This is a genomic window from Rothia nasimurium (assembly GCF_049068285.1).
GTDB lineage: Bacteria > Actinomycetota > Actinomycetes > Actinomycetales > Micrococcaceae > Rothia > Rothia nasimurium_I.
Window position 1 is genome coordinate 12,719 of sequence record NZ_JBLKPV010000012.1, and the last position, 15,464, is coordinate 28,182.

Annotated in this window: 13 protein-coding genes; 5 read left to right on the forward strand and 8 right to left on the reverse strand. The window is 56.7% G+C overall.

Annotation, left to right across the window (positions count from 1 at the left end; all coding sequences use genetic code 11):
* Positions 1–12 precede the first annotated feature (12 nt).
* Positions 13–684, reverse strand: coding sequence for a lipoyl(octanoyl) transferase LipB (gene lipB / locus ACMXX3_RS10170; RefSeq protein WP_421084596.1), 672 nt, complete (start codon positions 682–684; stop codon positions 13–15).
* 201 nt (positions 685–885) lie between these two features.
* On the opposite strand from lipB, the gene ACMXX3_RS10175 reads away from it, so the two are divergent.
* Positions 886–2,529 carry a hypothetical protein gene (locus ACMXX3_RS10175; RefSeq protein WP_421084597.1) on the forward strand — a complete coding sequence of 548 codons (1,644 nt, stop codon included), beginning with the start codon at positions 886–888 and terminating at the stop codon, positions 2,527–2,529.
* Positions 2,530–2,593: 64 nt separating this feature from the next.
* Here the strand turns inward: ACMXX3_RS10175 and ACMXX3_RS10180 are convergent, their stop codons facing one another.
* The 4 genes from ACMXX3_RS10180 to ACMXX3_RS10195 form a co-directional block, all read right to left on the reverse strand.
* The gene (locus ACMXX3_RS10180; RefSeq protein WP_237188455.1) at positions 2,594–2,977 is read right to left on the reverse strand and encodes a hypothetical protein; all 384 of its coding nucleotides are present in this window, start codon (positions 2,975–2,977) and stop codon (positions 2,594–2,596) included.
* Between the two features lie 164 nt (positions 2,978–3,141).
* Positions 3,142–4,830, reverse strand: a complete 1,689-nt coding sequence (sucB, locus tag ACMXX3_RS10185; RefSeq protein WP_421084598.1) for a 2-oxoglutarate dehydrogenase, E2 component, dihydrolipoamide succinyltransferase — start codon at positions 4,828–4,830, stop codon at positions 3,142–3,144.
* Positions 4,831–4,912: 82 nt separating this feature from the next.
* Complete coding sequence (gene lpdA, locus ACMXX3_RS10190) at positions 4,913–6,307, reverse strand: dihydrolipoyl dehydrogenase (RefSeq protein WP_421084645.1); 1,395 nt, start codon at positions 6,305–6,307, stop codon at positions 4,913–4,915.
* A 346-nt stretch (positions 6,308–6,653) separates the two neighbouring features.
* Positions 6,654–8,171, reverse strand: a complete 1,518-nt coding sequence (locus tag ACMXX3_RS10195; protein ID WP_421084599.1) for a leucyl aminopeptidase — start codon at positions 8,169–8,171, stop codon at positions 6,654–6,656.
* 341 nt (positions 8,172–8,512) lie between these two features.
* Here ACMXX3_RS10195 and ACMXX3_RS10200 point away from each other — a divergent pair, with 341 nt between their 5' ends.
* The 3 genes from ACMXX3_RS10200 (at position 8,513) to ACMXX3_RS10210 (ending at position 12,714) form a co-directional block, all read left to right on the forward strand.
* Positions 8,513–9,457 (forward strand): proteasome assembly chaperone family protein, encoded by a 945-nt coding sequence (locus ACMXX3_RS10200; RefSeq protein WP_421084600.1) that lies wholly within the window; start codon positions 8,513–8,515, stop codon positions 9,455–9,457.
* 185 nt (positions 9,458–9,642) lie between these two features.
* Positions 9,643–11,112, forward strand: coding sequence for a DUF4192 family protein (locus ACMXX3_RS10205; RefSeq protein ID WP_421084601.1), 1,470 nt, complete (start codon positions 9,643–9,645; stop codon positions 11,110–11,112).
* Positions 11,113–11,274: 162 nt separating this feature from the next.
* Positions 11,275–12,714, forward strand: a complete 1,440-nt coding sequence (locus tag ACMXX3_RS10210; protein WP_421084602.1) for an RNA polymerase sigma factor — start codon at positions 11,275–11,277, stop codon at positions 12,712–12,714.
* 210 nt (positions 12,715–12,924) lie between these two features.
* Here ACMXX3_RS10210 and ACMXX3_RS10215 read toward each other — a convergent pair whose 3' ends face one another.
* Together ACMXX3_RS10215 and ACMXX3_RS10220 are read right to left on the reverse strand one after the other, a co-directional pair.
* Positions 12,925–13,425 carry an Rv3235 family protein gene (locus ACMXX3_RS10215; RefSeq protein ID WP_421084603.1) on the reverse strand — a complete coding sequence of 167 codons (501 nt, stop codon included), beginning with the start codon at positions 13,423–13,425 and terminating at the stop codon, positions 12,925–12,927.
* A 23-nt stretch (positions 13,426–13,448) separates the two neighbouring features.
* Positions 13,449–13,721 (reverse strand): LysM peptidoglycan-binding domain-containing protein, encoded by a 273-nt coding sequence (locus tag ACMXX3_RS10220; protein WP_421084604.1) that lies wholly within the window; start codon positions 13,719–13,721, stop codon positions 13,449–13,451.
* A 765-nt stretch (positions 13,722–14,486) separates the two neighbouring features.
* Between ACMXX3_RS10220 and ACMXX3_RS10225 the strand changes: the two genes are divergently transcribed.
* The gene (locus tag ACMXX3_RS10225) at positions 14,487–15,038 is read left to right on the forward strand and encodes a hypothetical protein (RefSeq protein WP_421084605.1); all 552 of its coding nucleotides are present in this window, start codon (positions 14,487–14,489) and stop codon (positions 15,036–15,038) included.
* Between the two features lie 11 nt (positions 15,039–15,049).
* Here ACMXX3_RS10225 and ACMXX3_RS10230 read toward each other — a convergent pair whose 3' ends face one another.
* Entirely contained in the window at positions 15,050–15,277 is a 228-nt protein-coding gene (locus ACMXX3_RS10230; RefSeq protein ID WP_421084606.1) for a helix-turn-helix domain-containing protein, read from the reverse strand.
* Positions 15,278–15,464: the final 187 nt, after the last annotated feature.

The window sequence follows — 15,464 nt, forward strand, 5'->3', positions numbered from 1 at the left end:
GCTGGCTCGCTCTTAGGCTTCGGGGGTGAAGCTGGCAGCAAGCTGGTCAGCGTAGCGGGCTAATTCTGCTTCTACCTGGTCAACGATATCGTTGGGGGATATATTCCTGCCGAGCTGTTCGCTGATGGTGGTGACGCCTGCGTCAGTGATGCCGCAGGGGATGAAGGCGCTGAAGGGGTCTGTGGGGTTGTTGCAGTTGATGGAGAAGCCGTGCATGGTGGTGTTTTTGGAGACCCGGATTCCGATGGCAGCAATTTTTTTGTCGGGTATCAGGGCGCCGTCGCCCAGGACCCACACCCCGGAGCGTCCTTCAACCCGCTGGCAGGTAATGCCCAGGCTGGTTATGACGTTGATGAGGACTTCTTCGATGACACGGACGTAGCGCACGACGTCAATGGGTTCGGGAAGCTGGACGATGGGGTAGCCGACGAGCTGGCCGGGGCCGTGCCAGGTGAGCTTGCCGCCGCGGTCAATTTTGATGACGGGGACGCGGTTATCGGTGGGGTATTCGTGGTCTTCGGTACGTTTCCCGGCGGTGATGACTTCTTGGTGTTCGAGGAGGAGAACGGTGTTTTGCCTTTGTTTCTTGGCCACCTGCTCGTGGACGGTCCGTTGGTAGTCTAGGGCGTCGGTATATTCCACATAGGTGGGGGCCAGGCCCACACGTTCAAACTCTAATGCCATACCCTCTAGATTAGCCCTTTTGAAGCAAAGGTAAAACCAGAGCTTGAGGGAGGTGACGGGGGAAACTACCAGCGGCAGGGATCATATTTCCCCGTTTGACGGACGCATGACGGACTGCTTTCACCGCTTTGACCTGGCTCAATAGTCTAGGCTGTGGATAACTTTCTTATGGGTTGAGCTGGTTTTGGTAAGACTGGGTGTATGAATGCACAGCTTAGCCCCACCCGTCCTGCCCTCTTAGGCCCCGGTGAATCTAAGCCATCGGGCGATGTGCCCCGTGTGGCCCAGGAGACTGCCCCGGCGGACGTCCACCTCAAGTTCTCCCTTGGCACTTCGGCTCAGAATCCTGCTTGGCTTGTGAGCTGTAGCGGGAATACAGCTGAGAGCCTACATCTTCCCACAGGTATTTACACCCTTGTGCCGGTCGCGGAGGGGCAGGGGCAGGTCGCCGACCGCCTGTGTACCTTACCCACCCTGCCGGCTGTTGCCCGGGTTGATGCTATCAGTCAGGGGCCAGAATCTGACCACATCTGGTTGGAGCCCCTTGAAGCGGGGACCCTCGCTGATTACTGCGCTGCCAGGGGTAAAATTCCCCTGGGGCAGGTCGTGGCCATCGCCAACCAGCTGACCACAGGGCTACAGTCCCTCCACTCCCACCAGATGGCCTACCAAAACCTCAGAGCTGAGGACGTAGCCTTTACCATCGGCGGGGACCTCAAACTCCTGCCTCCTGATCAGGATCTCCGAAGCGCTGATGAGGCAACCATGACAAAGGCCTACGCAGACGATACCGCTGCCTGTGCTGCAATACTCTGGCAGTGCCTTACCGGTGAAAAACCTGTGGCCCAGCGCCTGAGAACCCCCTTGCCTCTTGCGGCCCCCGGTACGACCGAGGCTATGGCAGAAACCCTTGAAAATGCCATTGACATGAGGTTTCAGCAACCTACCCTTGCCCAGATCGCTTCCCTCTTCGAGTTTGCTGCTAATCCAGAGCCTCTTGAGCTGCATCTGAGCGCCCACCCCAGCGTCCACCAGCTTCTACCGACTTTGCCACCGATTGAGGCTGCCGAGCCCCCTCGAAAGTTTCGCAGGAAGCCAGCCAGCGCAATCTCTCAGAACTTTAACCGCCCAGCAGCCCAGCGGGGTGTGGTCAGCCGGTTCTTTAGCCCTCATCGAACCCGTCAGAAGCCCTTTAAACCTCCCGCCTTGATGATAGGTGGCCTCTTGATTCTCTTAGGTGGAGGTGCTTACTGGGCTGTGACTCTGGATGAGCCCCAGCAGCTAGCCCACCAGCAGGTTGTTTCAGAGGCCGAATCGAGGAGCCCCCATCCAACAGATGATGGGGTAGGGGAAGTAGCTGAGCAGATACCTCCAGCAGATTCTTCGGGGGCTACTGAAGCCCCTTCAGCTGCTGCCGTCCCCCAGGAGGCTGATGAAATGCACCAGATCATCGCTGATCTGATTGATTCTCGAAGCCAGACCCTTGCCGCTAACGCGCCTGACCGCATCCCAACCTACGCAGTTGTAGGAGGAGGGCTAGCGGAGGCAGACCGCAAGCTACTGGAGGATCCTGCAGCCTCCCAGCTGGCGACGATGAAGACCTCTTTGCACGGTATCGAAACCCTCACCGCTGACTCAGCGACGGGGAGCATCACAGCAGACATTATCATCGCCTCTGAGGGCTTTGACCCTCCAGGAGATTCGGCCGACCTAGCAGAACAGGGCATTGATATCCAGGACGGCTCGGTATTTCAGAAGGCCCGAGTCGTCCTACAAGAAAAGGAGGGCAGCTACCTCCTGCTGAGCGCTGAGGCCGTGAGCCTTTCACCTGAAACCGGTCATTAAAGATAAAGGGTAGGGACGGTTTTTCCGTCCCTACCCTTTGGGTCCCTGGATGAGGTGACCTGTCTTAGATCAGGGGGCCCTGCATGAAAACAGCGATGCCGATGTTGATGAGGGCAAGGCCACCTACAGTATGAGCCAGGCCAATGTTCTTGCCTGCTTCGGGGGTGCCCAGGGCCTTAGCGGCCTTGTACTTCTTCTGACCCATGAAGGCAGCTACGGCGATGACCAGGGCAATCACCATCTTGATGCCAATCATCATGTGGTTGAGCTGCATGTTGTGAGCCATCTGAATGAAATAGAGGGCAAAACCAGTTACGACCTGCAGAAGGGCCGCATGGAACTGGCCCGGTAGCACAACACCTTTTTTGAAGGTGCCAATCCAGATGCCGAAAACCATGGCTGCACCGACCAGGTGCAAGAAAAGAAGAATTGAAAATGCGATCGTCATAATGACAAGTCTACTTAAGGGACTGCGGCTTAGCGACACTTTGACAGTAAAAGCGGTGTGGGAGTGGCCACGCAGGCAAGGCAGACGTATGTACAGCAGGTGCCCTACCGGATCAACCGATAGGGCACCTGCTCATGTGTCAGCTGAAATAGCTTGACGGGATTTTAGAGGCCAACCTCAGCTTCGAAGGCTGCTTCTTCAAGACGGTTCTTGAGGAAGGCCAGGAAGCGGCCTGCGTCTGCCCCGTCAACAACACGGTGGTCGTAGGTCAGGGAGAAGTAAGCCAGTGAGCGGATTGCAATGACGTCGTTGCCTTCGGCGTCCTGGATAACTGCAGGGCGCTTGTTGGTGGAACCGATGCCGAGGATTGCAACGTTGGGCTGGTTGATGATCGGGGTGAAGAAGACACCGCCGGTCTGACCGGTGGAGGAGATGGTGAAGGTTGAACCTGACAGCTCCTCGGGGCCAACCTGGCCGTCGCGGGCACGCTTGGCAACGTCGTTGATCTTCTTGGCGATACCTGAGATGTTCAGTTCACCGGCGTCCTTGACGACGGGCACGAGAAGACCCTTGGGGGTGTCAACTGCCAGACCGATGTTCTCGGATGCGTGGTAGGTGATTTCCTTGAAGTCATCGCTCATGGATGAGTTGAACTGGGGGAACTGCTGCAGGGCTTCGGTGACTGCCTTGGTGAAGAAGGGCAGGAAGGTCAGCTTGGTGCCCTCGCGAGCCTCGAAGCCAGCCTTGGCCTTGTTGCGCAGGGCAACCAGGCGGGTCAGGTCGATTTCCTGGACGGTGGTCAGCTGGGCTGAAACGGCCAGGGACTCAACCATGCGCTTAGCAACGGTCTGACGGATGCGGGGAGCCTTCTCGGTGGTGCCACGCTTGGAGGAGGCAGCAGCCTTGGGGGCTTCCTGCTTGGCGGGGGCGGCGGTCGCAGGAGCTTCGGCAGCGGGAGCTGAGGCAACAGGGGCAGCAGCACCCTTCTTGGCCTCAGCTGCAGCCAGGACGTCCTGCTTGCGGATACGGCCACCAACGCCGGTGCCCTTGAGGGTGGAGAGGTCAATGCCTTCCTGCTTAGCCAGCTTACGAACCAGGGGCGTGACGTAGGCTTCGCCGTTTTCGCCAGAGGGCAGTTCAACAGCGGGAGCTTCAGCGGCTGCGGGAGCTTCTACTGCAGGAGCAGGAGCTTCTTCCTTCTTCTCTTCAGCTGCGGGAGCTGCAGGAGCGGCAGGGGCAGTAGCTGCAGCAGATGCGTCGCCGATGATTGCCAGTACCTGGCCTACCTCTGCATCCTCATCTTCCTGGATGCGGATTTCGAGCAGGGTGCCTGCTACGGGTGAGGGAACCTCGGTGTCAACCTTGTCGGTGGAAACCTCAACGAGGGGCTCGTCAACAGCAACCTCTTCGCCCACTTCCTTAAGCCAGCGGGTGATGGTGCCTTCGGTGACGGATTCGCCCAGGGCAGGCAGGGTTACTTCAGTGCCTGAGGCTGAACCCGCTGCAGGGGCAGCAGGAGCTGCAGCTGCGGGAGCTTCTTCAGCTACAGGAGCAGGAGCTTCTTCCTTCTTTTCTTCAGCAGCGGGGGCAGCGGGAGCTTCAGCAGCTGCACCGGAACCGTCGCCGATGATGATGAGGGGGGCGCCGACCTCGACGTCCTCGTCCTCTTCAACCAGAATCTTTTCAACGACGCCTGCAACAGGTGAAGGCACCTCGGTGTCAACCTTATCGGTGGAAACTTCAACGATGGGCTGGTCAACCTCAACGGTTTCGCCAACCTCAACGAGCCAACGGGTAACGGTACCCTCGGTCACGGATTCGCCCAGTGCGGGCAGTTCTACGGTAGTGGACATAGTCCTTCGTATTCTCCTTGTGAGTGATGAAATTTGAAAGAGGGTAGGTGGCGCTGGAAGGCGCCACCTACCGAAGACTCATTTAGCCGTGCAGAGGGGCACCGGCGAGGGCCATAGCGGCCTCACCGAGAGACTCGTTCTGGGTGGGGTGGGCGTGGATGAACTGGGCGACATCCTCGGGGAAGGCTTCCCAGACAACCCACATCTGGGCTTCACCGATCTGCTCACCCATACGCTTACCAACAGCGTGAACGCCGATGATGGGGCCATTCTTTTCGCGGACAACCTTGACCAGACCGCCGGTGCCCAGGATGGAGGACTTGCCGTTACCGGCCAGGTTGTACTCAGCAACCTCGATGTTCTCCTTGCCGAACTTTTCTTCGGCCTTGGGCTGGGAGTAGCCAATGGAGGCAATTTCGGGCTCGCAGAAGGTGACCTTGGGGATGTTGATGTCTTCAACAATCTGGGGGGCAAGGCCGGCGATCTCTTCGGCAACAAAGCGACCCTGCTGGTAGCCACGGTGGGCCAGCTGGACGCCGGGGACGATGTCGCCAATTGCGTAGATGTTGCCGACGCCGGTGTGCAGGCGCTCGTTGGTGATGACGAAGCCGCGGTCCATGGTCAGGCCCTGCTCGTCGTAGCCGAAGCCCTCGGTGTTGGGGCCACGGCCTACAGCCACGAGAACAATGTCGGCCTCGAAAACGGTGCCGTCTTCCAGAGTGACCTTGGCACCGTTGGCGTCCTGCTCAACGGTCTTGAAGAACTTGCCCAGTGAGGACTTGATGCCGCGCTTCTTGAATTCGCGCTCAACGACCTTGATGATGGAGGGGTCTTCGTTGGGGATCAGGTGGGGCAGACCCTCAATGATAGTGACCTCAACACCCATGGAGTTCCACATGGAGGCGAACTCGGAGCCGATGACGCCGCCACCGAGGACGATTGCGCTCTTGGGCAGGTAGTCCATCTGCAGGGCTTCGGTGGAGGTGAGGACGCGGTCGCGGATCTCGATACCGAAGGTCTTGGAGACTGAACCTGAAGCCAGGATGATGTGCTTGCCCTTGTATTCGGTGCCAGCGACGGTGATGGTGTCCTTGCCGGTGAGCTTGCCTTCACCTTCGATGACGGTGACCTTCTTCATTTTCAGAAGACCGGACAGGCCCTTGAACTTGCCGGCGACGATGCCGTCCTTGTAGTCGCGGACCTTGGCCATGTCGATGGACTCAAGGGTGGTGTTGACGCCGTACTTTGATGCTTCCTTAGCTTCAGAAGCCAGTTCTGCGGCGTGCAGGTAAGCCTTGGTGGGGATGCAACCGGTGTGCAGGCAGGTGCCGCCCAGGTTGCTCTTTTCGATGAGACCTACGGTGAAGCCCAGCTGTACTGCGCGCAGAGCTGCGGAGTAACCGGCGCTACCGCCACCGAGGATGAGGATATCGAATTCTGTTGTTGCCGAATCGGCCACGTTGACGCTCCCTTGCATGGGTCGCGGAGGCATAAGCCCCCTTATGTACTGTCGTTTTCTAGCTTATATCTTGTAGGGGCTGACTACCACCATTGGGCGGTTGATTGTTACCGGTTGGTTTGCCTCAACCTGGAAGCAGCAAGCCGATGAGGTTTTCGCAATATATTTGCCTGTGACTAGGTAATTTACCTTCGTTAGGGGAGGGCTGTCGGGTAGGGAGTCGGGCAGATCAAAGATCACCCGGCGGGTAAACGGTGTGAGATATGGTGCATCCCACGTTAAATTTATAGGGATATGAAAGCGCCCCACCTGGAGGTTTATCCAGGGCGGGGCGCTATTCATCGGGGACTAGCCTTACTAAATTTTAGGCCTGGTAGCCTTCAATGAACTTGATGAGGGTGGCAACGGAGTGACCGGTGCCTTCCTTGGGGGTGTAGCCGTAGGGGCCCTCTTCGTTGAAGGAGGGGCCGGCGAAATCCAGGTGGGCCCAGGGGATCTTGGCTCCGTCCTTTTCACCCACGAACTCTTCCAGGAACTGGCCTGCGACCAGCATGCCACCGTAGCGGGAGCCGATGTTCTGGAGGTCAGCGACGGGGGACTTGAGGCTGGAACGCAGGTGCTCGGGCATGGGCATGGGCCAGTAGTCTTCGCCTGCGGCCCGGGCAGCGTCGAGGACCTGGTTGCGGACGTCCTCAGCGCCCATGACGGCTGCGGTACGCACACCCAGGGCAATCAGCTGGGCACCGGTGAGGGTGGCGATGTCGAGGATGACGTCCGGTTCAGCCTCAGAGGCCAGGGCCAGGCCGTCGGCCATGACCAAGCGGCCTTCAGCGTCGGTGTTCATAACCTCTACGGTATGGCCGCTACGCATGGTCAGGACGTCTTCAGGGCGGATGGAATTGCCCCCGGGCATGTTCTCAGCCAGGCAGAGGTAACCGCTGACAGCTACCGGGATATTGAGTTCTGCGGCGGCTGCTACAACGTTGAGGACGGTTGCGGCGCCAGCCATATCTGACTTCATGGTGGTCATGGACCCGGCAGGCTTTAGGGAGATACCACCGGTATCAAAGGTGATACCCTTGCCCACCAGAGCAACGGTTTTAGTAGCTCCAGCGGGGGTGTACTTAATCTCTACCAGGCGGGGCTTACGTTCTGAGCCCTGGCCGACCCCGGCGATACCGCCGAAACCTTCGGCAACGAGTTCCTCGTAGTCCCACACCTTGGTTTCGACCTGATCCAGATTTTCCAGGCGGGCCAGGGCACGCTCAGCAAAGGTCTCAGGGTAAAGGTGGGAGGGGGGAGTATTGACCAGGCGGCGGGTGTGGTCAACGGCCTCACCTAGAATCAGGGCCCGGGTCAGAACCCCTTCAGCCTCAGCGGATGACAAGGCAGTGACAATCGTGACGTCAGCTACCGGTGCCTTGATAGAGTCAGCTGTTTTGACACGCATTTGGGAGTCGGCGAAAGCGCCGTAGGCGGCACCTTCAGCAACGGCAGCAACTTCCTCTACCTCATCGGTGCCCAGGGCTAGGGCAAGGCTATCAGTGCCTGCAAGCTGGCGGACGGCGGAACCTGCTGCATAACGCAGGGCAACCAGGCGGGCCGCGGCGTCCTCCTTCTGGGCGCCCATGCCGATGAGGGCAACGACGTCGGCACCTACGCCTTCAAAGCCGGGCAGGCGGACAAGCTCGTCTTGGGCGCCGGTGACCCCGACGTCCTCCAAAATTGCCTCCAAGCCTTCAGCTGTCTCGTCATCGAGAGCATTAGCTGCGAGGAAGGGGCCTTCCTTATCTGAATGTACGCCCAAGACCAGAACATTGACGTCCAGGTCTTCTAGGTTGGGAGTAGATACAGAGAAAGAAAGATCATGAGATTCGCTCATTGAAGTCTCCTTGTTGGATCAGGGTATATGGGGCCAGCGCCTGCACCAAGAGGGCTGTGGCTTGGCACTCAAGACTTAAGCCTATGCCCTCAGAGCTAGAAAATGTAACCTAAGCAACCCAATTGAGGCCTGACATCACGCTCAGCGAACAGGCGGCCCCGGCACAACCAACTATTCTGTCCTGCACGCGGGAAGTGGGAATAAGGGGAAGGTGCTACAGGTTATAATCACGACACGGGGATCTTGAAACAAGCTGGCCCATGTCGGCTCTTGGTGAGAAACCGAGGGCCCAGACATGTCTACCACCCACCCCGGCAGTTAGGACGAGGAGGCAGAAGATTATGAATAACCACGACACTCTCTACATAGCCCATGCAGGTGCCCTGGATAATCCGCGCCTCAAAGGCCTGCCCCTGGTTATTGCCCTCTCCCACCCCCAGGACGCAGGGGGGACAGCAGGCCACCTTGGGGAGGTATTGCTGCACGAGCTAGAAAACGTGGCCATCATCGAGTTTGATTCCGACCAGCTGCATGATTACCGGACCCGACGCCCCCGCATTGCCTTCCGCAAGGACCGTTTCGTTGACCCGGTACTCCCGGAGCTGAAACTCTACGTCGTTGAAGACCGCCTGGGAAAGCCCTTCCTGCTGTTGGCCGGTGCAGAGCCTGACCTCCGCTGGCAAAAATTTACCGCTGAAGTGGTAGATATAGCCCTTCAACTTGAAGTCTCTGTTGCCCTCTCGGTAACTGCTTTTCCTATGCCCGTGCCTCACACCCGTCCGATTCCCGTAACCGCCCACGGCTCGCGCAAGGACCTGACGGCCGGAATCTCTGCCTACCAGCCGGACGCTATCGTCCCCGGCTCAGTTTCCAGCCTCCTGGAAGTACGGCTAACGGAGGCCGGGGTGGGAACGGCTGGCTTTTCGGTCAACGTACCCCAGTATCTCTCTGAATCAGAACTGCCCCAGACCGCGCTGGTGGCAATGGAACACCTCTCCATGGCTGCCCAGCTGAGTCTGCCCTCAGACCGGCTACGGGAGCTATCTGTCAACGTCCAACATCAGATTGATGAACAGGCCAGCGCAAACCCTGACATCCAGATGATGATCAACCGGCTTGAAGAAAACTACGATGCCAACACTGCCCAGTGGGGGGCGTCCCGTCCCCTGTCTGAGCGGGCAGCTGGGCGGATCCCCTCACGCGATGAAATCGGGGCTGAAATCGAAGAATTCCTCTTCAAGAACAGCCAGACACAGGGTGATACCAACCCTACTGACACCCAATAACCCGGTTCTGCCATTTCACTGACCTGTGGATAAAGCCCGTCATCAAAGTGCTAGATTCTGCAAGGAATTCACCAATTTTCCCGGTACCACCCTAGATCCGGGGGAGAAAAGGCAGGTCAGGCCAGCAGTCTAGGTGGAGGACGACTATCAACAGGGGCCGGGTTGCCTGGTCAAGGGTGGGGCTCATGCCGCACCGTGGAGCTATGAATACCTTCAACTCCCATTCCCACAGCCCCTTGACCGCCCGAGTCAGCAACGAACGAGACGTCGTTGCAGCTGCCCTCTTCCTAATGGGCTACTGGCCAGACAACTCACTAGTGCTCCTCGGCTCAGACGGCCAGGGCATTGGCCCCCTTCTCCGGGTCGATCTTCCAATACTCACTGAAACCCCCATTAAAGAAGCTGTAAGTGCTTTTCTGGATTACCTACCTGCTGAATCCCCCGGTGGGGCAGTAAATGACCGGGTCTTCGTCCTTGCCTTTACCCAAAGGAACTCATCAAGGTCTAAGCCCCACTTAAACCAGCACAAGACCCTGAGAGAGGAGGAGCTACTGGCCATCTCCAATACCAGTCTGTTGCCAGAGCTAGCAGCCCAGACAGCCCAGCGCCAGCTCAAACTTTTGGACCTGATTATCATTGGCCAAGAAAACCTGTGGGCGCTTGGGGCTGACAAACTTGATCTGGAACAGGTGTGCTCGGTGGCAGATATTAGGTTCAGCAACGTCTATCTTGATTTTCTGACCCAAGGCCATGTGATAGCAGAAAGCCTTGAACAGAGCGCAGAACTACAAAGCCCAGATCCCTTGCTCACCCACAACAAAGACGAATGCGACCATTGGCTAGCCCACGCTGAAATACTCTGCACTGACTCGGTCTACCAACGGCAGACCCTCAACCCGCACCCCATCGTCCAGCTTCAAGCAGACATAACTATTTGGGGGCAGGTGCTCACCGCCATCGCTGAAGACATTAGGAACCAATTTGGTGAGGCCCCAACATGCATAGAAGCCCAACGGGTGAGAAGAAAAGTCCTCAATGGCCACCAGGAATACATGGTAGGGGACAGGCTCCGGAACCTTCTCACCCCCACCATCTCAGCCCACCTAGCGTCCTCGATGGAAAGCAAAATTACCCTACAATTTGTACTGGGATCAGCCCTAGAATCCCCCGCAGTAGTCAGCGAAGCCATACGGTACACAGCAGCAACCGAAGGCAAGAACTGGGCTGGCCCCCACCAGGAACCCTGCCAGGTTCTCCCACCCGCTGAGGATCTAAGAGGTATCGGGTGCCCAGAACACACCCTTGAAATGGATCCAGAAAACCTCAAAAGGCCAGCCTGCCCCCAATCAATCCGCCACATGGCCACGTCCCTCTTAGGAGCAAAAGAAGGCCAGCCCCAGTGGCTAGAACTTATTGCCCTTGAAAGTCTGGCAGCCCTCTTAGAAAACATCTCCATGCCCCGGGCAGAAGCCCACTTCATGATTCTGCAAGCCTGGATACGTTGGTGCTTCGGATACTCATCGGAAGCTGAAATCCTACTCACCAAGGCTGACCTCATCGATGAGGCCGCGTCCCTCCTGCCGATCAAGGAGCTGATCTCCTCCGGTGCAGTACCCCTCTGGATTACCGAAACCCCGGTTACACCCAGAAAGTGACCCATAACAGGGCCTCAACAAGCCCCGCCTCGTGGAAACCACACCTAAAACATGTCATACTAGACTATTGACCCCGATCAAGGCGTGCCAAGAACAATTTCTTGCTTTTCCTGGAATAAAGTCAACCAAACCAGTGTTCATCTGGTGAAGACCCCAGGAAAAATGAGAAAACCGTACGGTGCTCTTGACAGGGTCTTAGGTGTTTTGACCGCAAACACCGCAATCTACTCGCTACGGTCAATTAGCTCAGAAAGGTTTTCTGTGTCACCAGCCGCACGCAAGAAAGCAGCCAGCGAAACCGCTGCCACTCAAGCAACCGCTAAAAAAACCTCAACCCGCACCAAGTCTAAAAAAGCTGAGGAAGCGGCAGAAACCCTAGAAGCAGATGACGACGTAGCTGAGGCAGCACCCAAGAGGGCCAAAAAAACTGCCACCAAAAAAGCCGTGCCCAAAAAGAGTCGCAAGGCAAAAGAAGAAGAGGACGACTTCACAGAAGACGACCTCGACCTTGACGAAGACATCGTAGACGATGAAGACATCGACGACCTCGAAGAGGACGAAGATGAAGACTCCGATTCAGTCACCAAGGAAGAAAAAAAAGAAGCTGAAGCAGTAGCCGCCAAGGGGTCTGGCTTCGTCCTCACCAATAACGACGAAGACGACGCCCCCGCCGTCCGCGTCGTCACCCCCGGTGCAACCGCCGACCCCGTCAAGGACTACCTCAAGCAAATCGGTAAGGTCGCCCTGCTGAATGCAGAACAAGAAGTAGACCTTGCCATGCGAATCGAAGCAGGCCTCTACGCCGAGCACAAGCTCAAAGAAAACCCCGACATGGACCCCCAGCTCAAAAAAGAACTCCGCTGGGTCATCCATGACGGTCGCCGTGCCAAGAACCACCTGCTCGAAGCCAACCTCCGACTCGTCGTCTCCCTCGCAAAGCGCTACACCGGTCGCGGTATGCTCTTCCTCGACCTCATCCAGGAGGGCAACCTCGGCCTCATCCGCGCTGTCGAAAAGTTCGACTACTCCAAGGGCTTCAAATTCTCAACCTACGCCACCTGGTGGATCCGACAGGCCATCACCCGCGCCATGGCTGACCAGGCCCGCACCATCCGAATCCCCGTCCACATGGTCGAAGTCATCAACAAGCTGGCCCGCGTCCAGCGTCAAATGCTCCAAGACCTCGGCCGCGAACCCACCCCCGAAGAACTTGCCAAAGAACTCGATATGACCCCCGACAAGGTCATCGAAGTTCAAAAATACGGCCGCGAACCCATCTCCCTGCACACCCCGCTCGGTGAAGATGGCGACTCAGAATTCGGTGACCTCATCGAAGACTCCGAAGCCGTCGTCCCCGCAGACGCAGTTTCCTTCACCCTGCTCCAAGAGCAGCTCCACTCCGTCCTCGACACCCTCTCAGAACGAGAGGCAGGCGTCGTCGCCATGCGCTTCGGCATGACCGACGGCCAGCCCAAGACCCTGGACGAGATCGGTAAGGTCTACGGGGTTACCCGCGAGCGTATCCGTCAGATTGAGTCCAAGACCATGTCTAAGCTCCGTCACCCATCCCGTTCCCAGGTGCTGCGCGACTACCTGGACTAAGAATATGGTGCTTCGCGGGTAACCAATTCGCAGGATTTTTTCTTTCCTCGCGCGCTCGGAAAAATCCTGCTCATCTCGCGAGCGTATCCGCCAGATTGAGTCCAAGACCATGTCTAAGCTCCGTTACCCCTCCCGTTCCCAGGTACTGCGCGACTACCTGGACTAAGAACAAAAATATCCCCCGGATTTCAAAACATCCGGGGGATACTTTTATGCAACCTGAAGAGAAGTGATCTTCCAACTCTTCCTCACCTTATCGGCCCGTAGGGCCACAGCCCGCGTCATCCAACCATCAGTTACCAACAAGCTCATCTCAAAAGCCACCGGAGAAACCTTCTGCACAATAATCCGACACGGCTTCAAAGGCTGAGGAGGAACCTGGGACTTCACCGGCGGGAATTTCCGATGACGTTCCTCAATCACCTGCCGAACCAAAGCAACTTGCTTCTCAAAAGCCCGTAAACAACCAGGCGAAACCCATGCAGCCAGCTGATGCACAGGCCTCCAGCCCATCAAAATCTCAAGCGATGCCGTACCAATTCTGATACCAAGCTGCTCCACAGCAGCCTCCTCCTCATCAATGACAGGAACAGCCTGGACCCGAGACTGCTCAGCCTGGGGCCTACTCCCCAAAGCCATAGAACGCGCATACGAATCAATATCCATAGCGGAAAACCGGCGATCATCATGTTCGGGAAAAGTTGTCTTCATGGGAATATCCTTCATCTGGGAATTTAAAGGGAAATTTTTAAGGTCTGACCAGAGAAAATCAAAGAATCAAGGGTGGGGATCAAATCTTGATTGCTCTCTTGAATGGCATATACAGCTGCTAACACTTCAGCACCGGTAGCAGACGCCGGGAGATGCTTCTCAGCGATCGACCACAAAGTGTCACCAGCAACGACGGTATAGAAAAGGGGAGCGTTACCCGTATCGGCACCGGTACCTTTTACATCCTCACCAACTGCAGATCGCTGACTAGCACCAAAAAAGGGCGAAATAGTCATATACCTGCTCTGGGCAGCTTCAACAATCGGTATAGGGATACTTTCTGTCACCACCGAAGGCGCTACAGGCAACATTGGCGATAACTCCGAAGCTGACCTGATAGAACCAACAGTCTGTACCTGGTAGAGCCCAGCAGAACCTGCGTCACTCTCAGACTGGATAGGCAGCATTGGGGATAGGGAAGGAGCCCTCGGGAGAAACTGGGAGATGCCCACGGACTCTTGAAGCACAGCTACAGGTGCAGATGGGGAAGCCGCGGCAGCGCTGGAGAGACCTGTACCCATCAGGGTACTAATACCTATGGAACCAGCTACGAGAGCCTTCATCGCTTGAGGGGCCCAAACGGGAGCTACCATGACGTAAGTACCCGGGGCGATGCGGGATAGGAGGTAACGCCCTGCAAGGTAGGTTGCGCCTGCCAACCACCACAGGACGATAATCCCACACAGAACCGTGATTCCAGCAAGAACAAACCAGCTGAACCAAGCCTCGAGGTGGGCAGGTGAACTCATGCTCACTCTATGGCCGGGGGCTAGAAGGGAAACACCCACCACCAAGCCAACGGACGCAAGAACAGGCTGGGCAAGGTTCTTCGCGATGCTGAGCGGAGCTGGCTTCTTCATTGAAATCACCTCGTATCATGTCATTTGATGTAGTTTGATGATATGTAATTATGTTACTGATGTTTGGTGAGCTTTCAAGGCTAGTAGGTAATTTTGTCAAACTTTTTCTGTTTCTCTGGAAGAACAGGTAGGGTCTGACCTATGGATACGCTTGATCTACTGTTCAGGGATATTGAGGCCCAGCTTGATGCTCAAAGACAGCGGGAGTATGAAGTTGACGCTCAAGAGCTCCGCCAGCAGGAGCTCTCACGCATCACGATGGCGGACCGGCTAGCTGCTCACATTGGTACATCTGTGACCATTGCTTGGCGATACAGCGAAGTTTGGCGGGGGCAACTTGTTGATCTTGGCATGGGCTGGATCCGCCTTGCCGTTGATTCGGGTCAGATTATCGTCCCTCTCACCGAAATTCTCTGGTGGGAGGGGGAGACGTCAAAAGCGTATGTAGAAGCGGGTGGGGTCGCCAGAAAGCTCACCTTGAACTCAGTCTTGAGGGCGCTTGCAACAGGCAGAAAAAGGGTACGGATAGACCACGGTGGCAACTCTGGACACAGTACAGAGGGCGTAATTGTTGCGGTGGGTGCTGACTACTGCCAGATGGCAATTGAGCATATAAATCCTGCTAGTGGCAGGAGGGTGCTGAGCCTGAGGGACGTTCCCCAAGCTCAAATTGCGTCCGTGCGTGTTGAATAGGTGGAAGGAAGTTAGAGGGAGTTGGCGTTGATGCGATCGTTCTTGATAGCTTCTTCGGTCATAGCGTAACGCTCTTTGATGTATTCTTCGAGCATGGTTCGTTCGACCCTCCACTGGTTCCGTCCACCAATCTGGATCGCCTTGAGCTCACCGCTGCGCACCAGGGCCCGAGTTTGGCTTGCGGAAATGTTGAGTATCTCCCCGACGTCAGTCAGGGTGAGAAAACGGGGCTCGGCCATTTGTTTGCCTCTCGGTGGGGTCGTGTAGTTCTCTAGATGTTGACCTATCTTAGTGCAGAATGACTTAGTTTGAAATTATTTGATACAAATAGGGCACGATTGGCGTGAAATATTTCCTGGGGCGTGGCCAGAAGTGTAAACTCAGAAAAACTAGAGATGGTTGAGGAAAACTCCTAGCCAGCTGAGA